Origin of the sequence: Psychrobacillus sp. FSL K6-1267 (assembly GCF_038003265.1) — a bacterium.
In the GTDB taxonomy this organism is placed as follows: domain Bacteria; phylum Bacillota; class Bacilli; order Bacillales_A; family Planococcaceae; genus Psychrobacillus; species Psychrobacillus faecigallinarum.
This window is the reverse complement of sequence record NZ_JBBOOR010000001.1, coordinates 1,163,461-1,189,725: the sequence shown is the minus strand read 5'-3', so window position 1 is coordinate 1,189,725 and position 26,265 is coordinate 1,163,461. Positions and strand designations below refer to the sequence as shown.

Here is a 26,265-nt window from a genome sequence, read left to right as displayed (position 1 = left end):
TGCCTTAGTCAACCCACTGGAGTCGCGGCTTGTTTCTTTTATCAAAACATATAAATGTACGAGTATGATTTACAAACTACTTATTGAAGCTGCTTAAAAGAACTTTTTTTCTTATTTATCAAAAAAAAGAAAAAGCCCTTTCCTCAGTTAGGAAAGGGCTTTTTACAAAGGGGATGGGAGAAATGTTCACGTTCAAACAAAGGGGTGTATGTTATCTTGTGATTTATTTCACACTCTTACTTTAGCATGCTCCAGTGATAAAAACAACCGATTAAGCTCCACTTTCACAAATTCGTCAATATTAAAGAATACATCTAAGTTTCCTTAAGTTTGTATGAATTAAAAAACGTCCAATCCTTTAATGGATTGGACGTCATAAACAATTACGATAATAGTTTCTCTAACTCATTTAACTTCTCTTCAAATACACGGCAAGCCTCTTCTATTGGAGCAGCTGTATTCATATCTACTCCTGCTTTTTTCAATACTTCAATTGGATAATCCGAGCATCCGGCCTTTAAGAATTCATTGATATAGCGTTCAACTGCTGGTTTGCCCTCAGATAAAATCTGATTGCTCAGAGCGGTTGCAGCACTTAGACCAGTAGCATATTGATATACATAATAGTTGTAATAGAAGTGTGGAATTCTCGCCCATTCTAATCCAATTTGCTCATCAATTACTATATCATCACCAAAATACTTTTTATTCAATTCATAGTAGACCTCTGTTAACTTATCTGCTGTTAAAGCTTCTCCGTCTTGGTCTAATTGATGAATAATATGCTCAAACTCTGCAAACATTGTTTGTCTGAATACTGTCCCTCTAAATCCTTCTAGCCAATGATTTAACAAGTAAATGCGCTTTTTAGGATCTTCTATTGTTTTGAGTAAGTGATCATTCAGCAATGCCTCGTTACAAGTAGAGGCAACCTCTGCAACAAAAATAGAATAATCTCCATATACATATGGTTGATTTTCTCTTGTATGATAGCTATGAATACTATGTCCAAACTCATGAGCAAGTGTAAATAAGTTATTCACATTATCTTGCCAGTTCATTAGAATATATGGATTTGTTCCATAGGTACCCGATGAATATGCTCCTGACCGCTTACCTTTCGTTTCTACAACGTCCACCCAGCGATTCTCAAGGCCGTTTTTTACTATTGATACGTATTCTTCACCTAATGGTTCAAAGCTCTCTAGCATCGTCTTACAGGCCTCTTCATACGTATACTCCATTTTAAGCTCTTTAACAAGTGGCGTATATAAATCCCACATATGTAACTCCTCTAGGCCTAAAACTTTTTTACGTAGACTAACATACCTATGAAGTAAATGAACATTTTTATTTATTGTTCCAACTAAATTATCATATACAGATTCAGGAATGTGATTTGTCGATAGTGCAGCTTCTCTTGCAGATGCATAATTTCTAATTTGAGCATTAACATTATCGCCTTTAATATTTCCACTTAAAGTGGATGCAAAAGTATTGCGAAACTTACCATAAGTTTCATACATAGCTTTAAATGCATCTTCCCGTACTCTTCTATCTTCACTTTCTAAAAAGCGTGAGTAACGACCATGTGTTATTTGTACTTCATTACCCTCTTCATCCTTTATAAACGGAAATTCTAAATCAGCATTATTTAATTTTCCAAAGGTATCTGCCGAGGCTCCAGCAATTTCAGCAAACTGCGCGAGTAAAGCCTCCTGTTCTTTTGGAAGTACATGCGGACGTTCCTTGTTTATTTCTTCAAGCATTTGGCGATAAACTTGTAAGCCTTTATTTTCTTGTAAATAATTTTTTAGAGTCGTTTCATCTAAAGATAATATTTCAGGCACCAAAAATGAAAGCTCTGTAGAAACCTTTACAAATAAAGATTTTATCCGACTATCCATCGCTTGATATTTGCTATTTGCAGTATCTTGGTCACTGCGCATATGGGCATAAGTGTAGAGCTTACGCAATCTCATAGTTAACTCATCACGATATGTTAATACATTTAATAATGCTTCCGGTCCATTTTCTACCGTCCCTTGATAAGAAGATGCCTTTTTAGCTAATTCTGCTACCTCGCTAAAATCTTTTTCCCATTCATCCTCTGTAGGAAAAATATCCTCTAATCTCCAAGTAAGATTTTCTTCAACTTCATTTCTTGTTAATATTTTATTCTTAACGTCTGCTGACATTTTTACCTCTCCTTCCATTGTTTCGTGCAACGAATCAGTTCTATTTTCTCAATTTTCTGCTCCCTTTGCAAGGAAATGCTGATAAAGTATCTTATACATTTTTGGGTAATTAAATGTACTATCTGAGATATTTTTATCCGTCTGTTCTAAGCATTCCTGAATTACATCTATATATGCTTGTATAGCCTTCATTCGTTTTTCTATTTGTTCTGACTTTCTCCAACGGCTAGTTGCTAGGAATGAACTATAATGATGAACAGAAACTGAATTTAAAGCAATCTTATTTACTTGTAAGAAGTCGATTAATTGTAGCTGCCATTCACAGCTATGTTCAAGAAAGGCTTCTGCTTCAAGTGATGGTATGCCTATGAACATAGGTATCTGCTGAGGATGAATTCTCCATCTATAGCAAACCTTCAAAAATTCGGATTGAATCCCCTTTCTATTATAAAGATATAAATTGTTTAACCGATTTAGACGTTTTTTATTGTAAATAATGAGATATTCCTGGAATTCTTCCTCTGTTATTTTTTTTACCATTGCTAATGGCCATGTTTGTAGACTAATGGGTAATTTATTTACTTTAACGACAAAATAATTGGAATAAGCATGGAGAAAATTAGATAAGTAGCAAAAGTTTTTTGTTTGAGGACAAAAGGTGATAAGAATTCTACCATACGCTTTGGTAGACAGGATAAATTCAAGTTGAAAAGGAGCTATTTTCATCGAACCTATCGATTTCGAAGAAAAATCGGCTAAGTCGGGGGTTTTTAAGATCCAAAGGGGTTGGATATTTGAGTTTTGATATCCCAAATTACGTTTTCGAATAACCTCGGGAGTTATTTTACTGCACTGATATTCTAATGCTACTTTTTCCTGGGCTTGGACTAAAATATCTGGCCTTTGTTTAATATCTTGGAGATAGGGCTCCAGTTCACAAGGAATTTTTAAGCGTTCTAGAAAATCATAAAGCTGGATTTTTCCATTCAAATGATCTTGGCTTTCTCCTTCTGAAAAAGAATGGGCACACGACGAGTTGCGGTAATGTGCAAAATGGGGCACTTTTATATTCCCTATTCTTAATATTACCTTTTCATGACATTCAGCACATTGAAAATGAACGGAGCGCTTACTATACTTTAAAATGTCATACGAATAGTGAGAAGGGATAAAAACCTTACCTTCCGTAGTTAAAGCTGTTAATATGAAAATCACCTCCAACCCCTACTATACAGATGATTCAAAAAAATCACAATAATGTAATTTTTATATGTTAACTACTTTTTCATATATTTTGTTTTTGAATCATTCATAAAAAAAAGATTGTAGAAAAAGTTAAAAAATAACTTCACCTACAATCTGAAACCTTCTTTAAAGAAGGCATTAAAAATGTCTATTAAGTTCTTCCATTACATTATTAGCAATTATTTCTTTGCCGTATTCTTGAATTATGTGAATGGTTGTTTTAGTGCTTTGTCCAAATTCTGAAATAACACTTAATGTATTTAATATAGCTTCTAACTCAACCAAATCCATATCAAACGCTACATGTAAGTAATATTTTTCGTTATAATGATATAAGGAAGTATCAAAATCTAAATCCTCAAGTTTTTTAGACAAGCCAATTACATCTTCAAAATTTTCAAATACAAATGTATATTCGGAAGGTATTTCATCTAGGTCATCCATATAGTTCGAAAAATCATCAAACTCATGTGGCCCCATATTGGAGACAGCATTCTTAAAAATCTTATTTGATAAATCTTCTGATCTTAAGCTATCGTCTGATTGTTCATCTTTTGCCATTTCTGTTCGAGTGACAATCACTTCTAAACCTTTTTCCATCGCATGAACTTGTATCCACAAAGGACCATCTAACTCTTCAAAATGATCATCATCATGAACTTCATCCATCATTTCCCAAAAAAGCTGCTCGCTCTTATCTTTATTAAACCAAATTTCATCTCGGCTGAAGCCTCTTTCTTCAATGTCGATGTATGAAATGTATACTTTGAAAGTGTTGTCATTGATGCGCTCGATATCCATTTAACACATCTCCTTTCGCTTCTTACCGCCTCATTACTGTAGTGTCTAATACTATTGTATGTTGTTTAAGAAAAAAAGAAAAGGATTCCAGCTTCACTTTTAAAAAAATTGATACAACATTTTACAGTATGTAAAAATTATAACACGCGGCGAGTAAAACTGATAAAGAAAAGCTGGTGGTTTTTCAAATTTTCTTTGAAAAACCACCAGCTTTATTATGCACTAATTAACAAGTCGTTGTGCTTCCAATAACTGATAAGCACGGACCTTTCTAGGTAAAAATCTACGAATTTCGTCTTCATTATATCCGACTTGTAAACGTTTTTCATCTAATATAATTGGTCTACGTAGTAAACCAGGATATTCTTGTATTAACTCGTACAATCTTTGAAGTGGCAAGCTCTCCACATCTACATTTAACTTTTGAAAAATTTTAGATCGGGTTGAAATAATTTCATCTGTACCGTCTTCTGTCATGCGAAGTATTTCTTTAATTTCACTAATACTCAAAGGTTCTGAGAAAATATTACGTTCCGTGTAAGGAATTTCATGCTCTTCTAACCATGCTTTTGCTTTTCTACATGAAGTACAGCTTGGTGAAGTAAATAATGTAACCATCATTCAAAAAACACTTCCTCTCGATTGTTACTTGTGTTATATAAAGTAGATTATAATTAATTTAATTAAGTTGAATACTTTTATTAGTATACACTAATATATAGGTATTTAAAATACATTTATTTGAAATATTTTCTGAAAGCATTAGTATTTGAAAGAACGTTCATAAAGTGTACATTTTAATATATTTCTAAAATAATAATGTGCCTTTTAATACATTAATACCCATTTTCATAAGATCCTAAACATAATTTTATAAAAAATATCATTCTCATTTAGTCAGCTACTAATGAAAATTGCTGTTACACTATATAGTACGTTTTCCATGAAGAAAAGTTTCATTATGACAAAAAAACTACATTTCTCTGATGGCAAAATTCTTAAAATGAATTGATCTAATCATTGCACTTCTATTATATAATTAGTTATTCCCAAAGATACAATTTGTAAAACCTCTCTGTTGCCTCCTTTCGAATAAAAAAATTGCTTGAGGAGCACAGATAACTCCGAGTAAAATGATTCTTCTTACTTTCTAAATCAAAAAAAGTAGGCAATCGCCTACTTTTTAATGGATTAATTTATCGGAGTGTAATCTACACCAGAAGAATATTTATTGCCTGCATTCCATAATAAGAATTCATTTATCCCTGCTTCATTTAACGCCTTAATTTGTGCTTCAACCTCTTCTTTTCCGTATACAAGGTAATTGCCTTTACCTAAGTATGAAGCTGTAAAGTCTTGAAGCCATGGTCTTGATACCGGAGGGCTTTCTAATTCTGCTAGTTTAGCATTCTCCACCTTTGCATACTCTTGAACAAGACGGTAAGGCTCTAAATCCGGCTTAGCAATGCCGAAATAGGATGTCCAGTGACTTGGATAAATCATAGATGAAATCACATCTACGTTTTCGGAGATTTTAGAAAAATTTTGCCCAATACCTGGTGCTTCAGGAAGTGTTGCTGAATACCCAAATATATCCACAGATACTTGGACTCCATAAGGCTTAAGTTTTTCTCTTGCATAAGCAACAAAGTCAGTTACCGCTGATACTCTTTTTTGCGTAGAATCCAAATCCGATTCGCCATATTTACCTATGCCATATTTAAGTGTTGTATCCCTTTTTTCAAAGCCCTCTGGAAAACGAACATAGTCAAACTGTATTTCTTTAAAGCCCATTTTTGCAGCTTCGATAGCAATTTCTACATTATAATCCCATACTTCTTGCATAAAGGGATTGACAAATGCTTCACCTCTTCCATTCTTCCAAACGGAACCGTTCTCTACAAACGATAATTCCGGTTTTCTTTCAGCTAGTTCAGTATCTTTAAATACTACGACTCGGGCAATTGGATAGATTTCTTTTTCCTCCATCGTTTCAAGTACTCCTCTAAGATCCTTTATGTATGGTTTACCTATTTCATATTTAACCAAAGGAGAATCCTCTTTAGGTTTATAAGTAAGATTTCCAAAATCATCTTTAATGTCAATTACCATGGCATTTAACTCTGTTGCATCCATTAACTCGACTAATTGATTGAATTTTTCCCCGCCTGCAGAGTGACCTGTCACATAAACACCTCTTACTGCATCTGGGTAGTTAAAAGTCAGACCTGAATCGTAGACAAATAGTTTGGACGAGGTTACTAATGATTCCTCGATTGTTTTGTAGCCATATTCTTTTGCAGTAAATTCATTTGAGAAAGATTTTGTCTCTGCTGCAGTTACTACAGGTGCTACGATAAACACACCTAACATCGTTGCAAAAATTCCTTTTATTATTCTGTGCATGATAACCGTCTTCCTTTCTTTACGTCTAACATTCTAACAACTATATCCTTCGATGAAAAGAGTCAATAAGTCTAATATGGATATAAAATTCCTAATTAATCAAAAATTTAACTTTATTATTTGTCTCTCTTCGTATTAAAGTTTAATTAGACATTTTTAGGGTATATATTTATTTATCCATAATAGCATTTAACTAAACTTTTTTTGCGAAGTTTAGAACTTTATAATTTTTAAATTCTTCCATAGATATAGGTTACTATGGTTTATTGACAAGGTTTTAACTTTGTAAAGATAAACCAACCAATAAAAAAAGTAGGCTAATTCGAATTTCTTCGATTCAGCCTACTATTATTAAAAGTTTTATTAAGCACGTGATTGAGAAATAGCTTTTAGTTCTTGGAATTCTTTCTCTGAACAAAATACAAAGTGACCTGGAGTAACTTCTCGCATTGCAATTTCTTCTCCATCTGCATAATTATGAACTGACGGATCATAAGATTTACGCACACGTGTACGCTCGTAATTAGGATCCGGAAGAGGTATAGCAGACAATAGAGATTGCGTATAAGGATGTAATGGGTTTAAGTACAATTCTTCAGCAGGAGCAAGCTCCACTAGCTTACCGAAATACATAACTCCAATTCGATCCGAAATATATTTAACCATTGAAAGGTCATGCGCAATGAAAAGGTAAGTTAATCCTTTTTCTTCTTGCAGTTCCTTCAATAAGTTAACTACTTGTGCTTGGATTGATACATCTAGAGCTGAGATTGGTTCATCCGCTATAATAAACTCAGGTTCAACTGCTAAAGCTCTTGCAATACCAAGACGTTGACGTTGACCTCCAGAGAATTCATGTGGATAACGTTCAGCATGTTCTTTATTAAGTCCAACTGTTTCCAATAACTGAATAACCCGTGCCTTGCGTTCTGTTTGATTTTTAACTAGTCCATGAATATCTAAACCTTCCGCAATTATATCCAACACTTTCATACGTGGATTTAATGATGCGTAAGGATCTTGGAAAATCATTTGCATTTTACGATTAAAGATTTTCAAATCTTTTTTAGATTTTTTGTCATGTACATTAACACCATCATAAATTACTTTTCCTTCAGTGGCGTCATATAGTCGAATAATAGTTCGTCCAGTTGTGGATTTACCACAGCCTGATTCTCCTACTAAACCTAACGTTTCACCTTTATAGATGTCAAAGCTAATGTCATCTACGGCACGAACTTCATTTTCTTTACCTTCATTAAAATATTGTTTTAAATTTTTTATTTCAAGTAATTTTTCAGCCATTAGTTTACACTCCCTTCGTAGTAACGACTTCCAGGGAACTTTTTCATACGTTCAACTATTGATGCAGGTGGCTCTACTTTTGGTGCATCTGGATGCAATAACCAAGTAGCAGCATAATGTGTATCACTAACTTTAAAGAATGGAGGAGATTCCTCTAAATCTATTTTCAGTGCATAGTCACTACGAAGGGCAAAAGCATCCCCTTTAGGCGGATTTAACAAATCAGGAGGTGTTCCTGGAATTGCATATAATTTTTCTTCTGCAGTGTCTAAAGAAGGCATTGAACTCAACAAGCCCCATGTATATGGATGCTGAGGATTATAGAAAATCTCATCTACAGTTCCTGTTTCTACAATTTTCCCACCATACATTACCGCTACTCGATCTGCAACATTAGCTACTACACCTAAATCATGTGTAATAAAGATGATTGATGTATCAATCTTCTTCTGTAAATCTTTCATTAACTCTAATATTTGCGCTTGAATAGTTACATCTAATGCTGTTGTTGGTTCATCTGCAATTAATATTTGTGGATTACAAGCAAGAGCAATAGCTATAACAATACGTTGGCGCTGTCCGCCAGAAAATTGGTGAGGGTATTGTTTAATACGTGCCTCAGGTTTTGGCATACCAACTAGTCGCAATAAATCTACTGCTATTTTTCTCGCCTCTGCCTTACTTACTTTACGATGCTTTAAAATTGGCTCCATAATTTGCTTACCTATTGTCATCGTTGGATTCAAGGATGTCATAGGATCCTGAAAAATCATGGAGATGTCTTTCCCACGAATCTTTTGCATTTCTTTATCAGTAAGCTTTGTTAAATCTTTTCCATTGAAAAGAATTTGTCCATTTTTAAATTCTGAGCTAGACTCAGGTAGTAAACGCATAATCGCCTTAGTTGTAACTGACTTACCAGAACCAGACTCCCCTACAATTGCAAGTGTTTCACCTTTTAAAAGATCGAAATTAACACCACGAATGGCTTTAACCTCTCCTGCAAAAGTATGGAAGGAAAGCTCTAGATCTTTAACTTCTAATATTTTTTCCATCCTTGCTTTCCTCCTTTAGTCTTTCATCTTCGGATCTAGTGCATCCCTTAAACCATCACCTAGCAAGTTAAAGGACAGCATTAGTAAGCTTATGATTACAGCTGGGTATACTAAAATATGTGGTTGGAATTTAAGTAATTTAACACCATCATTAATCAACGTACCTAAAGATGCAGCAGGTGGCTGTAATCCCAACCCGATAAAGCTTAAGAAAGCTTCGAAGAAAATTGCACTAGGTATTGTAAACATCGTATTTATAACAACAATACTCAAAACATTCGGAAGAATATGTTTTGTTATGATTCTATTATTTGAAGCACCTAGCGTACGGGCAGCCAAAACGAACTCTTGGTTCTTATATTTCAAAACCTGTGCTCGAACTACACGAGACATACCAATCCATCCGGTTATCGTAATGGCAATAATAATCGCTGTGATACCAGGATCCATAAACATAATCATGAGAATAACGATTACTAAATTTGGAATACCGATAAGAATTTCTACTATACGCTGCATGACGTCGTCTACACGACCACCGTAGTAACCAGAAATTCCTCCATAGGCTACTCCAATTACCATGTCAATTAACGCAGCCATAAAGGCAATGAAAAGAGATACCTGGGTTCCTTCCCATACTCGCGCAAACATGTCACGGCCCAAACCGTCAGTTCCGAACCAATAATATGTGTCTACTTTCTTTAATTCATATAAATCTACTTCTTTACCTGCCAAGTTGCCGTACCCATCCATAATACCCAGTTTTTCAATTCCAGGAACTTTTGGTGGTAAGTTAGCATGGGTAATTGTTTGTGTCTCTGCATCATGCGGGCCAATATGTGGACCAATAAGTGACATAACAAGAATAATCAATAGTATAAAAACACTAACGATAGCAGCTTTATTCTTTCTTATACGGTACCAGGCATCTTTCCAAAAGCTAACACTTGGCTTAGAAATTTTTTCTGCTTGGCTACTATCTACTTGAACTCTGTTAAATGATTCAGCAGGTAACTTTTTTAAGTCTTGACTCATTAGTTCTTACCTCCTGACAAACGAATACGCGGATCAATAATTCCATAAAGCAAATCTATAATGAATATTACAACAATTAAGAATACAGAGAAGAAAATAGTAGTACCCATAATAATAGAATAATCATTTGTATTAATAGATTTAACGAATTGTTCACCGATTCCTGGGATTGCAAATATTTGTTCAATTACTAATGACCCAGTTAGCAATCCAGCCGCCATTGGACCAAGTACTGTTACTAATGGTATTAAAGCATTACGCAAAGCATGTTTAAATGCAATTTCAGTACCATTTGCTCCTTTAGATTTTGCTAGTGTAATATAATCAGAGCTCAATACTTCGACCATCTCTGTTCGAATAAAACGTGCAGCGGTAGCTAACGGTCCCATAGCTAATGCAATCGACGGCATAATACTTGAAGCCCATCCATCTTTCCATAAAGCCACAGGAAGTATTTGCCATTTCACACCTAACCAATATTGTAATAATGTTGCAAATACAAAAGATGGTATAGAAATACCGATAATAGCAACGATTGTACTGCTATAATCCCAAATTGTATTTTGTTTTAAAGCAGCAATCATTCCAAGAATAATTCCTACTAAAACACCTGCAATCAGACCTTGAGCACCAATTTGGAAAGACGGTCCGATTCGGCTAAGAATTAAATCAGTAACTTCAGCATTTTTAAACTGAAACGAGTTACCTAAATCACCTTGAACTAAGTTAAGCATGTAATTTGCATACTGGACGGGAATGGGATCATTCAATCCATATTTCGCTTCCACTATTTCAAGTTGAGCTGGGGATAGTTTTGAAGCAGAGCTTATAGGGGATCCTGGTAGCGTCTTCATCAAGAAAAATGTAGCTGTAGCAATCAGGAAAAGCGTGATAAACATATAAAAAACACGACGCAGAATATATTTTGCCATCTTTGCACCTCCTAAATTTTATAAATAATTTTACTAATCTATATATTAAACAAAAAAAATAGTAATTTGTCAAAATTATATTTTATAGTAAAAATATTTCGTATATTTCGACTCATTTAAAAAGAGAGTATATGTTCCTAAAGGAATACATATACTCTCATTTTATGAGATTTTTACAGCTTTATACTAATTAGTTCTTACCTTCGATATATGCCCATTTGTAGCTATAGTCTCCACCAATTTGGTGAGATACAACACCTTTAACATATGGTTTTAGAAGTTGCATAGTACCACGTTGGTAAATCGGTCCAATACCGAAATCTTCATCAATTAGAAGTTTTTCAGCATCAGCAAGTGCTTGCCAACGAGCTTCTGCGTCTAGTGCTAATTCAGTGTTAGCAGAATTTACTAGCTCATCATATTTAGGGTTTGAATAAGACATTTGGTTGTTACCACCGTCAGTTAACCATAAATTCATGAAAGTGTAAGGATCTTGGTAATCTGGTCCCCAACCTGCAACTTGAATGTCATAGTCTTGATTTGTGTCAAGATCTAAGCGCACAGCAAATGGTACTTCTTTAAGAGTAACAGTTAAACCTGGTAGGTTTGTTTCTAATTGGTTTTTGAAATACTCATCCATTTTTTTAGAAATATCAGTGTCTCCACCAAGAATTTCTAGAGTAAGCTCAGTAACGCCTAATTCTTTTAATCCTTTATCCCAAGCTGCTTTCGCTTCTTCTACGTTAAAAACAGACATATCTCCATTTACATCGCGGAAGTCATTAGCATCAGCATCAAAAGTAAATCCTTTTGGTACTAAGTAGTGAGCTGGAACAGAACCATTAGCTAAAACTACATCAACTAAATCTTGCTTATTGATTGCTTTTGAAACTGCTTCACGAATATTTACATTAGCAAGTGGAGTTGGCTCTCCATTACGTTGTTGATTGTACTTGAAGTAGAATACAGATGCATCCATTTCAGTTACTAGTTCTGGATCATTAGCATATTGCATTGCGTATTCACCAGATAGACCAGCACGGTCTTTTTCACCATTACTGTAAAGGTTAACAGCAGTAGCTGTCTCTTTTACTACATCGTAGTTAATTTCAGTAAGTTTAACAGTGTCTTTATCCCAATATTGTTCATTTTTAACTAGTTTCCAGTTTAACCCTGTTCCATCCCAATCTTGTAATGCGAATGGACCGTTGTATAAAAGTGCTTCAGAGTTTTTAGAGTAATTTGCACCTTGAGTTGTAACGAATTCTTCTTTTTGTGGTAAGAATGTTCCAAATGACATTAATGACAAGAAGTAAGGAACTGGTTTTTCAAGAGTAACTTCTAATGTTTTCTCATCAAGAGCTTTAACACCTAATTCAGTATACTCAACTTCACCTGCAACAATTTGAGTTGCATTTTTGATAACGCCTTCCATCATGTATGGACCGTATTCAGATGCAGTATCTGGGTTCATAGCGCGTTTCCAAGCAAATTCAAAGTCATTTGCAGTTACTGGAGAACCATCAGACCAATTAGCATCACGTAATTTGAACGTATAAACTAATCCATCTTCAGAAATAGTTGGCTCACCTTCAGCAATAGCAGGTATAGCTACGTTTTCTTGGTTCAAACGATAAAGACCTTCATTTATGTTGCCTAGTAGATCGAAACCTACTGAGTCAGTTACTAAAGCAGAGTCAAGAGTTGGAATTTCAGCACCCGCGATTAAGTTTAGTACTTGCTCTTCATCAATTTTTGCTTCTTCTGGAGCTTCTGTTTCTGGTGTGTCTGTTGAGTCTGGTTTGTCAGCTGGTTCTGCTTCCTTTTCGCCGCCACATGCAGCTAGGAATAGCCCTACAACTAACAGTAGGCTTAATAGCCATACTAATTTGCTATTCTTCAAAAAAATAACCTCCCTAATATTCAGAAAAATTCATTACATTTATTATTATACATTTTATAAGAGAGTTGTACATAGCTTTTTATAAATATTTTTACAGTCTTGTAACAAAATCATTACATTGTCCTAACGATTGTGAAAATTTAGTAACTATTTTGTTAATTATTTTCTTTGTTTTTTATTAGTTTTGATTATTTTAAACAAATCTTCTATAATATTTTTGATAGAGGTGAAATATGAAAAAGAAGATAATATATTTTTTAAGTGCACAGATTATAATCTTTTTGCTAATACTTTTAATATATAAACATATCGATTTGGAAACATACGCTAATATTTCCTTCTATATAGGAGGAGGTATAACATTTTTAGGATTAGTAACATATGTTGTTTCAGGCGGATTTTTTGATTTATATGTATCTAGCTCCAGAAAATTTTTTACGCGAAAGCACTTAAGAGATGAAATAGAAAATATGCGACTTCCTTCCGAAGTTTTCTCCTTCTCCCCTAAGCCAATTCTCGCGTTAGGGTTATCTATTTTAGCTTGTACTTGTATTGCATTATTTTTCTATTATGGATAATTTTATCCCTTGATTTTTGAGTTTCTTCTATATATAATAATCAAAACTATATAAAAGAGCTTTGAGGAAGAAAAGTACATTTATATCGTATGTTTAGAGAGTCTGCGGGTGCTGTGAGCAGATCATACCTTAAATGGAATGGGCTTCTGAGCAGTATGAGTGAATCTTAAGTAGCTTATACCGTTTCCTTCACGTTATGAAGAAGAGTGGCTATTTTTATAGCAAGCTGGGTGGTACCACGGATATTACATCATTCGTCCCTTTTTAGGGATGCATGATGTTTTTTTATATTCTAAGGAGGAAAATTGAATGAAAACACTTTTTTCAGGCGTACAACCAACTGGTACAATTACATTAGGGAATTATATTGGTGCATTTAGACAGTTTATAGATTTACAAAATGAGAATGAATGTATTTTTTGTATCGTGGACCAGCATGCGATTACAGTTGCACAGGATCCACAGGAGCTACAAAAACATATTCGTTCCCTAGCAGCCTTATATCTAGCTGTAGGAATTGATCCAGAAAAATCTATTCTGTTTGTACAATCAGAAGTTCCCGCTCACGCAAAAGCAGGATGGATGATGCAATGTATTTCTCATATTGGGGAATTAGAAAGAATGACTCAATTTAAAGATAAATCGGATGGCAAAGACGGAGTTACTGCTGGGCTATTAACTTACCCACCGCTAATGGCGGCTGACATTCTTCTTTACCAAACAAATATTGTGCCTGTTGGGGATGACCAGAAGCAGCATATTGAACTAACTCGGGATTTGGCTGAACGATTTAATAAAAGATATGGGAATGTTTTAACTATACCCGAAATTCAGCTACCTAAATACGGCGCTCGTATTAAATCACTTCAAGATCCAATGAAGAAAATGAGCAAGTCGGATCCCAACCAAAAAGCAACCATTCGTATTTTAGATACACCAAAGCAAATAGAAAAGAAAATTAAAAGCTCTGTCACCGATTCAGAAGGTATCGTAGCCTTTGACCCTGAAAACAAACCAGGAGTTTCAAATTTATTAACAATAGAATCAGCTTTAACAGGTACACCGATTCCTACGCTCGTTGCAAACTACGAAGGAAAAGGCTACGGAGATTTTAAAGCATCTGTTGCTGAAGCAATTATTAATCATTTTGCTCCTATTCAACAAAGATATGAGGAATTACTAAATTCATCAGAATTAGATTCCATTCTAGATCGCGGAGCAGAAAAGGCTAACCAATTGGCAAATGATACACTTGCTAAGATGGAAGCCGCAATGGGTCTCGGTAGAAGACGCTAATCGTTAATCCCAATATTGATATACAAAAGATTATAAAGTCCTTAGAGTTAAGCATATATAGTAAAACAGAACTCCAAGAATAGCCTAAAGATAGAAAGTTTAAATATAACACTAGGTGGGAGCAGCTGATAATTGCTATTCCATAGCTTATTAAGAATATTAGTAGTCTCATTAGTATCACATCCTTCTTAAAACATATGAAAAACCGCTCCTAAACTTTCGTCTAGGAGCGGTTTTTTTATCAATATTATTTAGCAGATTTAATTGGCTCTTCAGCAGTTAGCTCAAGTTCATGTAAGTAAGTGCCTTCTGAGTAATCAATATTATAGTTTTTAAGTCTTTTGTTAACTGGAATGATCTCAAATCTGTAAGTTAGTGGAATTACAACTGCCATTTCTTCCATATGCTCTTGGAATGCTCTAAATTGCTCAGCGCGATATGCTGAGTCAAAAGCTTTTGGTGAGTTTATGTTAGCTAATGTATCCTCTAAGAAGTCAGATGTGTAACGACTATAGTTAAACTTTGCTTTCTTTGAATATAAGCCCGATGGTGATGGGTCAGATCCTGTTCCAAATGCTGCCGTATACATGTCAATTTCAGGATCATCTGCTTCTACCATGTCATAGAATGCATTAAATTCAATTGTGCGTCCAGTAGTTAACTTAACATTTAAGCCAACATCTTTCCAATTTTGCAAGAAGAATTGAGTGATATCTTCCGCTATATCATCACCAGCAGCTGTAGCATACTTAATTTCAAATGGTTTACCTTCTGGATCTTCGCGAAGACCATCATTATTAACATCTTTATAACCAGCTTCATCTAATAATGCATTCGCTTTATCTGGATCATAAGTGTAACCTTGTAAAGATTTATCATAGAATGATTTAAATACTGGTGGTAACATAGAGTTCGCACGTTCACGGAGGTTATTATAATATACTTCAGCAACTTGTTCTACATCTAAAGCATATCCCATTGCTTGACGTAATTTTTGATCTCCCATTTTAGCGTTTTCGATGTCTGTTACTACTTCCCCTTTTGTAGAATCCCATTTACCTACTTTAAACGCTAGGTATTGGTAATACAATTCTTGTCGTCCTAAAATTTCAAGATTATCAAAGTTTTTAATTTCTTCAATTTTTGCTGCACTGAAATTTGAAGCGATATCATACTCTCCAGATTGCATAGCAACTGAAATAGAAGTTGGTGGTACTACTTTTACTAATACGCCATCTAATTTTGGTTTACCTCTCCAGTGATTTTCATTTGCTACTAATTGTACTGATTCACCAGGGACAATTTTTTCTATCACGAACGCACCAAGTGTGACTGGATTTTTTCGAACTGGATCAGATTCAATTAGAGTAGCCACTGGTAAATCTTTAACAATATGGCTTGGCTCTGCATAAGTCCACAGTCCATCTCCTCCACTAAATATTGCCGGTGAGACTTGAATTAGTGAAATTTCTAAAGTTGTTTCATCAATTTTCTTTAACCCGGAAATAGTATCTGCTTTACCATCATGATACTCAATTGCGCCAACTATATTTTGAAAATCTGCATCATAACGTACACCAGTATAATCTGGATGACCAATAATTAAATATGGTTGAATTAAATCTTCCACTTTAAGAGGTTCTCCGTCAGACCATTTTATCCCCTCACGGATTTTAATAGTTGCTTTTTTGTTTTCTTGATCTACTTCTAGGCTTGCAATTCCTTTATCACTAATCAAGAAGTCTCCATCTATTTCAAAGATAGAATTAGATGCATATTGTAAAATTTCTGCATCATAGGCATCTTCATAAAGCGAATAAGCGAATACCCCTTGGAATGGGCTATCCTTAACTAACGCAACTTTTAAGGTACCTCCAGAAATTGCGTTTCCTTCTGTTTCCATAGAGATTGGGAATGGAGAATCATTTTCTTCAGTTGCAGTCTCTTTCTCCGCTTCCTCTTTCTCTTCCTTCTCTCCATCATCTTTTTTCCCAGAATCGGAAGTTTCAGCTGGAGCTGGAGTTGTTTCTTCCTTATTATTACACGCTCCAAGGACCAACATAAAAGCTATCAATACTACTAATAATGTCCAAAGCTTCTTAGTCATTCATATTCCTCCTTTTTAGTCTCTTTTTTCTATATTAAACATGTTACGTCTAATACCAATTATTAGTTATCTGATGGTGTTATCCAAGACGTTGTCTTGCATCTGCCGAACGCCGTAATGCTTGCCCAACGTAGTTTATTCCTAACATCATTAATAAGATGAAAAGTGATGCTGGAAGCCATACCCACCATTTCTCCTGTAAAACGAGTGGGTTATTTGCGTAAGCAACCAGTGTACCCAAACTAGGAGTTGCTGGCGGTAAACCAAACCCAAGATAACTCAGCCCAGTCTCGATTCCTACGTTACCTGCAAAGTTAAGAGTTAACTCAACTATTAATATAGAACTGATATTAGGCATAATTTCTTTGAATATTATGATAATTCCGGGCGTACCCATTGTCTTCGAAGCATTTACATAATCCCTTCGACTTTCTGTTAGTGCCTTGCTCCTCACGAGTCTTGCTGTAGAGGTCCACATGAAAATACTCATTATTATTACAAACGTTGTCATTGTATATTTTGGTACAATTGTTACAAACACAATTATTAACATTAAAGAAGGGATAGTGATAAAGAAATCTATAATTCTCATAAAGATATTATCTATCCATCCTCCAAAGTATCCACAAACCAAGCCGACTACTATCCCAACAAATCCCGTTATCAATGTAATAGCTATTGCAATTCCTATGGAGTTTTTTGCTCCTATGATCAGTTGTCCCAAAATATCTTTCCCACCTTGATCTGCCCCTAAAAAGAACTTATCACCTGGTGGTGCATATTTATCTCTTAAACTTACTCTCATAATAGCTTCCTTATCAATCGTATATGCCCATATGAATACACCAACTATAATGATGACTAATGATATAAGAGAAAACATTGCAAGTTTATCTTTTTTAAATTCCCTCAATATAACTTGAAATCCGGTAGGTGGAGCATTCAAGGTAGCCTCTTTTTTTACGTTCAATTGTTTTCCCATATTATTCACCTCTCCTTAACATGTAATCTCCTACTCTATCCTAATTCTTGGGTCAACAATACTCATGATAATATCGGACAGTAGACTACCTAATAATGTTAAGAAGCCATATAACATAACAAGTGCAGTAATTACACTATAATCACGAGATAGTATAGATGAAATAAACAACTGTCCCATTCCTGGATATCCAAAAATAGTCTCTATAAAGATAGAGCCTCCTAGTAGTCCCGTAATCGTGAATCCTAAAAATGCAGCAATTGGTAATAAAGAGTTTCTAAAAATATGCCTAGAGTACACTTTTCTTATTGGTATTCCTTTACTTCTTGCGGTTCTAACATAATCCATCGATTTAGAATCAATAATTTCCGAACGTAAAAACTGAATAACAGTAGTAGTTGCCAATATGGCATAAGTGAGAGCAGGGAGCATCATATGATAGATTTTGCTCCATAGATACCCAAATGTTCCAGCATCATATTTAATATCCACGCTTCCTATTGTTGGAAACCAATGTAATTTATAACCAAAAAAGAACAAAAATAATAGAGACAATACAAATGTAGGAATTGCATAAGTAATAAAACTATATAAGACAATCGTTTTATCTAAGAAAGTGTCTTGAAAACGTCCTGCTAAAACTCCTAGCGGTATTGCCAAAAGGTAAAGTAGCACTACGCTCAATAAAGATAACCAAAAGGTATTCATTGCTCTCTCACCTATTAGAGCTGAAACTTGAACCTTGTAAGTATAACTTTTGCCAAAATCTCCTTGGACTGCATTAACCATCCATCGGGCATATTGCTCATACCAGGGGTCATTTAAACCTGCTAGTTCTCTCAACTCGTCTAATCTGTTAGGGTCAGTTTCAGGACTAATCATTCCAGTGAAAGGATCCCCTGGCATAAATTTCGCCATAATGAAAATCAATAAACTTAAAGCAATTAGTTGTGGAATCATTATCAATACTCGGCGAACAATCGTTTTCCACATATTAACTGCCTCCCTTCGTATTAGCATTCATTGCTACATAATGGGAATCAGACAGCTTCATCAAATCAAACACTTTTCCAGTTTCGTCATAATAGATTTTATGATTGGTCATATAATCAGATTCCACCTGCATCCTTTGCACTTTTCGATCTTCTCTTCCTATAGGATTGATATCAGGAATTGATGACAACAAGCGTTTAGTATATATATGCTGTGGATTAGTATAAATATCATTTCGTGTACCTGATTCAACAAATCTTCCTTTATACATGATGGAAATATGGTCACACATATGTTTAACAACCCCAAGGTCATGCGATATAAAAAGGTAACTTAAGCCATATTCTTGCTGAATTTCCTTTAAAAAATTTAAGACTTGGGCCTGCACGGATAGGTCAAGAGCTGAAACAGGCTCATCACAAATAATTAGCTTTGGATCACATGCGATTGCTCGAGCAATCCCTATTCTTTGCTTTTGTCCTCCTGAGAATTCATGAGGATATTTAAGCTTTGCATCTTCACTCATTCCTACAATTGCCAGCAATTCATTGATCCTTCTATTCTCTTCTTCTGGAGTTAGATTTAAGAAATTACGAATTGGTTCCGCAATAATATCCCTTACTCTTTTTCGAGGATTCAAACTAGAGTGAACATCTTGAAATATCATTTGAATATCACGGTTGTAAGAAGAAGATTTATTTCGTTGTTTATTTGTTACATCTTTTCCCTCATAAATAATACTTCCTGAAGTTATTTTCTCAAGACCTATTATCGACTTACCAGTAGTGGATTTTCCACACCCTGATTCTCCTACAAGGCCATATGTTTTTCCTTTTTCAATCTCCATATTTATCCCATCGACAGCATGTACTCGATCTATAATTGTGTTGAAAAATCCTCCTCGTATTGGATAATGTACATGAAGGTCATTAATTTGCATAAAGCTCATTGAGCATAGCCTCCCTCTTCACCTTCAAAATGGAAGTGTTGCCAACAAGTACATCTTACCAAGTGTCCTGGGGAAACCTCATGAAGGGCTGGTTGCTTTTCATGAGCATTTTCTGAGATCCAAGGTATGCGTCCTGAAAATCTACATCCTTCTCTAGGAAGGTTCATGAGAGTAGGTACCATGCCTTTAATCACTTCCAGTTTTTCAGTCTCACTATTTATTTGTGGAATTGAATTAAATAATGAACGAGTATAAGGATGTAAGGGATTTGAAAATAGTTCCGTTACTGGTGCTTCCTCGATTATTTGCCCCGCATACATAACGGCCACTCTATCAGCAACTTCTGCAACAACTCCTAAGTCATGAGTAATAAGAATTATTCCTGCCCCTGTCTCCCTTTGAAGATCCATAAGTAAATCGAGAATTTGCGCTTGAATTGTTACATCTAAAGCGGTTGTTGGCTCATCGGCTATGATTACCTTAGGTTTACATGCAATTGCTATTGCTATAATTACCCTTTGTCTCATCCCTCCAGAAAGCTGGTGTGGAAATTGTTTTACTGTTCTTTGAGGATTAGTTATTCCCACCTGATTTAGTAATTCTATTACTCTTGCACTTCTTTGCGCTTTACTTAGCTTCGTGTGGTAGACTAGACTCTCTTCAATTTGTTCGCCAACCCTCATTAAAGGATTGAGTGCTGATAAAGGATCTTGAAAGATCATCCCTATTTCTTCCCCTCGTACAGCATTAAACTTTTCATCATTCAGTTTGGCTAAGTTGACACCGTTATATATAATTTCTCCTTCTACTCTAGTTTTGTTGTGATCATGTAGCCCAACAATGGATGTAGCTAAAGTAGATTTACCACAACCTGATTCCCCCACTATCGCAAGGATTTCATTTTTCTTTAAAGAAATTGAAACTCCATCAACGGCATCATAATATGTATCTTTGATTCTAAATCCTGTATGTAAATCGTTAATGGTTAATAGCTGTTTTGAATTGTTCAAAGTAATTCTCCTTTCACAATCAATACTATTTTATTTCTCATTTCATTTATTTGACTTTTTGAACTTTTCTGTTTATTCGATTCTTTATTTGTAAAGTCTATTACAGTATGATTACGAGTGCAATAATATTTTTTATATAATTATTTAATCTAGTATATTAAAAACAAATAGATTTTATTAAAAATTAAGAAGTAATAAGGATTTAATATATATAATTTTTGGAAAATATGTATTTTTATTTTTTAAATTAATATCATTTTTAAATCATTATTATCATTTTATTACTATTTATTCCATTAAACTAAAAAAAATCCTTGTTTATAAACAAGGATTCAGACATTAAACCATCTGAAGAAATTGGAAATTGTCTTCGACATATTTCTGCAGGAATTATCAAGAATTCCAATCCAATCGAATAATGTTGTTTAATGGAAGGTACTGTAGGAATTACGATAACATTTTTTCAATTTGTCTTCGGCATACGTTTAATGCGTGGACCATCCAAGAGATTAAAACGAACCAAAATAAAAGGATTGGAAATCCAATTGATTTCCAATCCTTTTATCTATACTATGAAACCCTTGATTAGGTAACATGCATTTCTTTACTTATTTCATTTTTTTAAATAATATACTAGCATTATGACCGCCAAACCCTAAGGAATTGCTCAATGCGTAGTCAATATCTTCTTTTCTTGCAACGTTTGGTACATAATCCAAATCACACAAAGGATCTGGTGTTTCTAGATTAGTTGTAGGTGGCAAGATGCCTTCGTGAAGAGCCAGTACGCTGAAAATAGCTTCTACTCCTCCTGCAGCTCCTAACAAGTGACCTGTCATGGACTTTGTTGAACTCATTGCCAAGTTATATGCATGTTCACCAAAAACTGTTTTTACTGCCATTGTTTCAAACTGATCATTGTAAGGTGTGCTTGTTCCATGTGCATTAATATAATTAATTTGTTCAGGAGAAACTCCCGCGTCATCTAAAGCTTGCTTCATTGCTCTAGCTGCTCCTTCTCCTTCTGGGGCTGGAGCAGTTATATGATGCGCATCTCCAGTAGATCCATAACCAATAATTTCTGCATATATTTTTGCTCCACGAGCTACTGCATGTTCATACTCCTCGAGTATTATTATTCCTGCACCTTCGCCAATGACAAATCCATCTCTATTAGCATCAAATGGTTTAGATGCAGTTTGAGGGTCTGTATTTAAAGAAAGTGCAGTATTAGAACAGAAGCCAGCTACCGACATATGAGTAATAGGGGACTCTGCTCCCCCAGTAATCATGACATCCGCGTCGCCTCGCTCGATTACTTTAAAAGCATCACCGATAGAGTTAGTACCTGATGCACAGGCTGTTACTGTACATGAGTTAATAGCCTTCGCTCCAAAGTGAATAGATACCTGACCAGCAGCCATATCTGGAATCATCATTGGTACAAAGAACGGGCTAACTCGTCTAGTTCCTTTTTCTAAAAATACTCGGAACTGATTTTCGTATGTCTCCATTCCACCGATACCTGAACCAATCCATACTCCTGTTCGTAGACCGAGCTCCTCGGTAATAGTCAAATTCGCATCCTCCACTGCCATAATCGAAGCAGCTAAAGCGTAATGAGTAAAGCGATCCATTTTACGTGCATCTTTCTTTTCAATGTACTTTTCTATATCAAAGTCTTTTACTTCTGCAGCAACCTTTGCTGGAAACAATGATGCGTCAAGTCTTGTCAGCATTCCAACCCCTGATTTACCTGCTTTAATGCCAGCCCAAGTAGTTTCCACATCATTACCTAGCGGTGTAACAGCTCCAAGTCCTGTTACTACAACCCTGCGTTTTTTCATATATTTTCGTCCCCTCGAATTTTAGTTTATTTTCCCCATTTTAGAGCTATTGCTCCCCAAGTTAAACCGCCACCAAAACCTACCATCACGATAACATCATCATCTTTTACTTTTCCACTTTTTACTTCTTCTTTTAAAGCCAATGGTATAGAGGACGATGAAGTATTACCATATTTATGAATAGTTTTAGCCATTTTCTCTTTTGGTAATTCTAGTCTTTCTCTCGATGCTTCCATAATACGAATATTCGCTTGATGTGGGATTAACAAATCTATGTCTCCCTTTTGAAGGCCAGCCTTCTCTATAACATTAAGTGCAGACTCACCCATTTGTCGTACTGCGAATTTAAATACCTCTCTACCATTCATTGTAATGTAAGGTCCATCCTGCAATAAATATTTACCTCCACTACCATTCGCTCCAAGCTCAAATGATAAAATACCTCTGCCTTCAGATACTTCTCCAATTACTACAGCACCAGCTCCGTCTCCAAAAAGTACTGCAGTGTTGCGGTCTTCCCAGTTTGTAATTTTAGAAAGTTTCTCTACTCCCACTACTAAAATATGAGAATAAGTTTTGGACTCTATAAATTGCTTGGCTGTAACTATCCCATACATAAATCCTGCACATGCTGCAGATATATCCATTGCAGCAGCATTCGTTGCTCCTAATTGCTCCTGAATCATTGTAGCTACACTAGGAAAAGGACGATCTGGAGTAACTGTCGCTACCAAAATAAGCCCTATTTGTTCTGGAGAAATCCCTGCATCCTCTATTGCTTCTTGAGCAGCCTTTACAGCCATATGTGAACTTTCTTCTTCTGGAGCAGCTATTCTTCGCTCCTCTATACCAGTCATTGTTTTGATCCATTCATCTGAAGTATCCATTCTTTTTTCAAGATCTTGATTCGTTAAGACTTTCTCAGGTGCATAAGTTCCTAACCCTATAATTCCTGCATTCATGGAATTCCTCTTTTCTTATAATCTATTATTAGTACCTGGTATTAATAATAACGAATATATGAACATTTTTCAACATAGTTGTTCGATTGTAAGAATAATTCTTTTGTATAGAACCGCCATGTGTTATGATACTTATAGATAAATTCATTTTTGAGGTGAAAATTTTATGCATTATATTATGACAGTTATCTGGTCATTTATCTTGGTTACCATGTTAAATTATGTAGTAAGCTCTGTTAATGGCGTTGATTTTAACTTTTATCATGGTTTATATATGACTATTCCAGCAGCCATCATAATTATCCTAATTACTAAAGTTATTCCGGACGAGCCTGTAGCTGCTGAACACCATTAAAAAAAACTCCCTTTTGATAGGGAGTTTTTTTATTGGATATAGTATAGTGACTGTTTATTTAACTACTAGCTGACCATCTTCCACTACTGCCACAATGTTACTACCAGGAACCACATTTCCTCCAATTAGCATTTTCGCTACAGCAGTTTCAAGATGTCGTTGTATAAATCTTCTTAATGGTCTTGCACCATAAGCTGCATCCGTTCCTTCCTCAACTATCCATGCATAGACATTTTCCTCGACTTTCAAAGTAACTTCCTGTTCTAATAAACGATCCTGCAATTGTTTTACATACTTTTTTGCAATCATTTCAAAATGATGAGTCGTTAATGAATGGAACATAATAATATCGTCCATCCGATTTAACAGTTCGGGCTTGAAGTGTGCACGAAGTGCTGACATGACAAGTTCCTCGTCTGTTTCAGACACTTCTCCAGTTGTGTTAGATAAGTATTGCGAGCCTATATTAGATGTCAGAATCACTACAGTGTTTGTAAAGTTGACAATGCGACCTTGGCTATCCGTAATTCGACCGTCATCCATTAACTGCAATAAAATATTCGCTACGTCCGGATGAGCCTTCTCGATTTCGTCCAATAATACTACAGAGTATGGGTTTCTTCGAACAGCCTCTGTTAGCTGACCGCCCTCCTCATATCCGATATATCCTGGAGGTGCCCCAACCAATCGGGAAACGCTATGCTTTTCCATGTATTCAGACATGTCTATTCGGATGAAATGCTCTTCAGAGTCAAACAGGTTAGCTGCCAAAGATTTAGCTAGCTCTGTTTTACCTACTCCTGTCGGTCCTAAAAATAGAAATGAGCCTATAGGTTTGTTAGGATCTTTTATGCCTGCTCGTGCTCGCCAAACAGCCTCTGTCACTAATTGAACTGCTTGCTCCTGGCCAACTACACGTTCTCCTAAAGTCTCTTTTAATCGAAGTAGTTTTTCTCTTTCTCCTTCTACAAGCTTAGTAACAGGTATCCCGGTCCACCTAGAAATAATATGTGCTATTTCATCGGCGGTCACCTCTTCACGTAGTAAGCGTGAATCATAATCGCTATTTATTTCATCCTCATAAACTTGCAACTCTTTTTCTAAAGGTGGTATTTTTCCATGACGTAGCTCCGCAGCTTTATTTAAGTCGTAATTATTTTCAGCTTCCTCAAGTTCTCGGCGATAACGGTCTAGCTTTTCTCTTTTTTGTTGGACTACTTGAATTGATTCCTTTTCTGTTTCCCATTTTTGACGCATATCAGCTGAAGATTTCTCTAACTCTTCTAATTCATTACGGAGTTGTTCTAATCTTTTTTTGCTTGCTGCATCCTTTTCCTTCATCAAAGCTTGTTCTTCAATTTGGAGTTGCATCATTCTTCTCGTTACTTCGTCCAGCTCCTGAGGCATAGAATCTATTTCTGTTCGAATCATTGCACAAGCTTCATCTATTAAGTCAATCGCTTTGTCTGGTAGAAAGCGTTCTGTAATATAGCGGTTTGAAAGCTGTGAAGCCGCCACGATTGCCCGGTCATGAATGCGAACACCATGATGCAATTCAAATCTTTCCTTTAATCCACGCAGAATGGAAACAGTATCCTCCACAGAAGGTTCTCTCACCAATACTTGCTGAAAACGACGCTCTAATGCTGGATCTTTTTCAATATACATACGATATTCATCTAAAGTAGTAGCTCCAATACAATGAAGCTCCCCTCGAGCAAGCATTGGCTTCAGCATATTCCCGGCGTCCATTGCTCCATCCGTTTTGCCCGCTCCAACAATAGTGTGAATTTCATCAATAAATAAAATAATTTTACCTTCACTTTCTTTAATCTGTTTTAAAACCGCTTGAAGGCGTTCCTCAAATTCACCACGATATTTTGCACCTGCAATTAATGAGCTCATATCCAATTCAAAAATCTCTTTATCCTTTAATCCTTCAGGAACGTCTTTTTTTACAATACGTTGGGCAAGTCCTTCGACTATAGCTGTTTTCCCCACTCCTGGCTCGCCGATGAGAACAGGATTATTTTTTGTTTTTCTTGATAAAATTCGTATTACATTTCTTATTTCCTGATCTCTACCGATCACTGGATCCATCTTTCCGTCCTTTACAGCGTTTACTAAATTACGACCGTACGTTTCTAAAGGACTTTTTTGATCTTGTTGGTTCATTTGCATATTAACAGCTCCGTTTCACAAAAGTTTGACCTTTATTGACTAATATAACTATATAGCTTATTAGCATATTTTGTAAAGAAATTAGCTTAATTTTTATGAAATTATGCTATTATTTAAAGGTATTA

At 35.3% G+C, this 26,265-nt stretch carries 21 protein-coding genes and 1 other annotated feature; of the genes, 3 read left to right on the top strand and 18 right to left on the bottom strand.

Translation table 11 applies throughout. The features are described 5' to 3' along the window. Window positions 1–383 precede the first annotated feature (383 nt). The 10 genes from pepF to MHB55_RS05740 all read right to left on the bottom strand — a co-directional run bounded on the left by pepF (window position 384) and on the right by MHB55_RS05740 (window position 12,880). A complete protein-coding gene (gene pepF, locus MHB55_RS05785; RefSeq protein ID WP_340862807.1) occupies window positions 384–2,198 on the bottom strand; it encodes an oligoendopeptidase F in 1,815 nt (604 codons plus the stop codon). A gap of 48 nt (window positions 2,199–2,246) precedes the next feature. Further along, entirely contained in the window at window positions 2,247–3,413 is a 1,167-nt protein-coding gene (locus MHB55_RS05780; RefSeq protein WP_340862806.1) for a competence protein CoiA, read from the bottom strand. A gap of 168 nt (window positions 3,414–3,581) precedes the next feature. Further along, complete coding sequence (mecA, locus tag MHB55_RS05775; protein WP_144537730.1) at window positions 3,582–4,244, bottom strand: adaptor protein MecA; 663 nt, start codon at window positions 4,242–4,244, stop codon at window positions 3,582–3,584. Window positions 4,245–4,466: 222 nt separating this feature from the next. Beyond that, window positions 4,467–4,862 carry a transcriptional regulator SpxA gene (gene spxA, locus MHB55_RS05770; protein ID WP_186318146.1) on the bottom strand — a complete coding sequence of 132 codons (396 nt, stop codon included), beginning with the start codon at window positions 4,860–4,862 and terminating at the stop codon, window positions 4,467–4,469. A 573-nt stretch (window positions 4,863–5,435) separates the two neighbouring features. Beyond that, entirely contained in the window at window positions 5,436–6,650 is a 1,215-nt protein-coding gene (locus MHB55_RS05765) for a putative glycoside hydrolase (RefSeq protein ID WP_144537727.1), read from the bottom strand. A gap of 363 nt (window positions 6,651–7,013) precedes the next feature. Next, window positions 7,014–7,955, bottom strand: coding sequence for an ABC transporter ATP-binding protein (locus MHB55_RS05760; protein WP_144537726.1), 942 nt, complete (start codon window positions 7,953–7,955; stop codon window positions 7,014–7,016). After that, window positions 7,955–9,010 (bottom strand): ABC transporter ATP-binding protein, encoded by a 1,056-nt coding sequence (locus tag MHB55_RS05755; protein ID WP_144537724.1) that lies wholly within the window; start codon window positions 9,008–9,010, stop codon window positions 7,955–7,957. Before MHB55_RS05755 ends, MHB55_RS05760 begins: the two co-directional genes overlap by 1 nt. 15 nt (window positions 9,011–9,025) lie before the next feature. Further along, complete coding sequence (opp3C, locus tag MHB55_RS05750) at window positions 9,026–10,045, bottom strand: oligopeptide ABC transporter permease (protein ID WP_151110791.1); 1,020 nt, start codon at window positions 10,043–10,045, stop codon at window positions 9,026–9,028. Next, window positions 10,045–10,977, bottom strand: coding sequence for an oligopeptide ABC transporter permease (opp3b, locus tag MHB55_RS05745; RefSeq protein WP_144537720.1), 933 nt, complete (start codon window positions 10,975–10,977; stop codon window positions 10,045–10,047). The genes opp3C and opp3b overlap by 1 nt, the downstream gene beginning before the upstream one ends. Before the next feature lie 190 nt (window positions 10,978–11,167). Further along, window positions 11,168–12,880 (bottom strand): peptide ABC transporter substrate-binding protein, encoded by a 1,713-nt coding sequence (locus tag MHB55_RS05740; RefSeq protein ID WP_151110793.1) that lies wholly within the window; start codon window positions 12,878–12,880, stop codon window positions 11,168–11,170. Window positions 12,881–13,113: 233 nt separating this feature from the next. Here MHB55_RS05740 and MHB55_RS05735 point away from each other — a divergent pair, with 233 nt between their 5' ends. Then, complete coding sequence (locus tag MHB55_RS05735; RefSeq protein WP_144537716.1) at window positions 13,114–13,458, top strand: DUF3899 domain-containing protein; 345 nt, start codon at window positions 13,114–13,116, stop codon at window positions 13,456–13,458. A 52-nt stretch (window positions 13,459–13,510) separates the two neighbouring features. Continuing rightward, window positions 13,511–13,723 (top strand) — a binding site (T-box leader). A gap of 44 nt (window positions 13,724–13,767) precedes the next feature. Next, window positions 13,768–14,754, top strand: coding sequence for a tryptophan--tRNA ligase (gene trpS / locus MHB55_RS05730; protein WP_144537714.1), 987 nt, complete (start codon window positions 13,768–13,770; stop codon window positions 14,752–14,754). A 247-nt stretch (window positions 14,755–15,001) separates the two neighbouring features. Here trpS and MHB55_RS05725 read toward each other — a convergent pair whose 3' ends face one another. From MHB55_RS05725 to MHB55_RS05695, 7 genes are all read right to left on the bottom strand, one after another. Further along, window positions 15,002–16,861, bottom strand: coding sequence for an oligopeptide ABC transporter substrate-binding protein (locus MHB55_RS05725; RefSeq protein WP_340862805.1), 1,860 nt, complete (start codon window positions 16,859–16,861; stop codon window positions 15,002–15,004). Between the two features lie 79 nt (window positions 16,862–16,940). Continuing rightward, on the bottom strand, window positions 16,941–17,843 hold the full coding sequence (locus MHB55_RS05720) for an ABC transporter permease (RefSeq protein ID WP_144537710.1): 903 nt from the start codon (window positions 17,841–17,843) through the stop codon (window positions 16,941–16,943). Window positions 17,844–17,873: 30 nt separating this feature from the next. Then, a complete protein-coding gene (opp4B, locus tag MHB55_RS05715; RefSeq protein ID WP_144537709.1) occupies window positions 17,874–18,836 on the bottom strand; it encodes an oligopeptide ABC transporter permease in 963 nt (320 codons plus the stop codon). 1 nt (window position 18,837) lies between these two features. After that, window positions 18,838–19,785 (bottom strand): ATP-binding cassette domain-containing protein, encoded by a 948-nt coding sequence (locus MHB55_RS05710; RefSeq protein WP_144537707.1) that lies wholly within the window; start codon window positions 19,783–19,785, stop codon window positions 18,838–18,840. Continuing rightward, window positions 19,782–20,795, bottom strand: coding sequence for an ABC transporter ATP-binding protein (locus MHB55_RS05705; RefSeq protein WP_340862804.1), 1,014 nt, complete (start codon window positions 20,793–20,795; stop codon window positions 19,782–19,784). Before MHB55_RS05705 ends, MHB55_RS05710 begins: the two co-directional genes overlap by 4 nt. 608 nt (window positions 20,796–21,403) lie before the next feature. Further along, window positions 21,404–22,642 (bottom strand): beta-ketoacyl-ACP synthase II, encoded by a 1,239-nt coding sequence (gene fabF, locus MHB55_RS05700; protein ID WP_144537704.1) that lies wholly within the window; start codon window positions 22,640–22,642, stop codon window positions 21,404–21,406. A 26-nt stretch (window positions 22,643–22,668) separates the two neighbouring features. After that, window positions 22,669–23,604: a beta-ketoacyl-ACP synthase III gene (locus MHB55_RS05695; protein WP_154311259.1), complete on the bottom strand. Its 936-nt coding sequence runs from the start codon at window positions 23,602–23,604 to the stop codon at window positions 22,669–22,671. Window positions 23,605–23,770: 166 nt separating this feature from the next. On the opposite strand from MHB55_RS05695, the gene MHB55_RS05690 reads away from it, so the two are divergent. Further along, window positions 23,771–23,959: a DUF2929 family protein gene (locus MHB55_RS05690; RefSeq protein WP_144537701.1), complete on the top strand. Its 189-nt coding sequence runs from the start codon at window positions 23,771–23,773 to the stop codon at window positions 23,957–23,959. 54 nt (window positions 23,960–24,013) lie between these two features. Here MHB55_RS05690 and MHB55_RS05685 read toward each other — a convergent pair whose 3' ends face one another. Then, window positions 24,014–26,140, bottom strand: a complete 2,127-nt coding sequence (locus tag MHB55_RS05685) for an ATP-dependent Clp protease ATP-binding subunit (protein ID WP_340862803.1) — start codon at window positions 26,138–26,140, stop codon at window positions 24,014–24,016. Window positions 26,141–26,265: the final 125 nt, after the last annotated feature.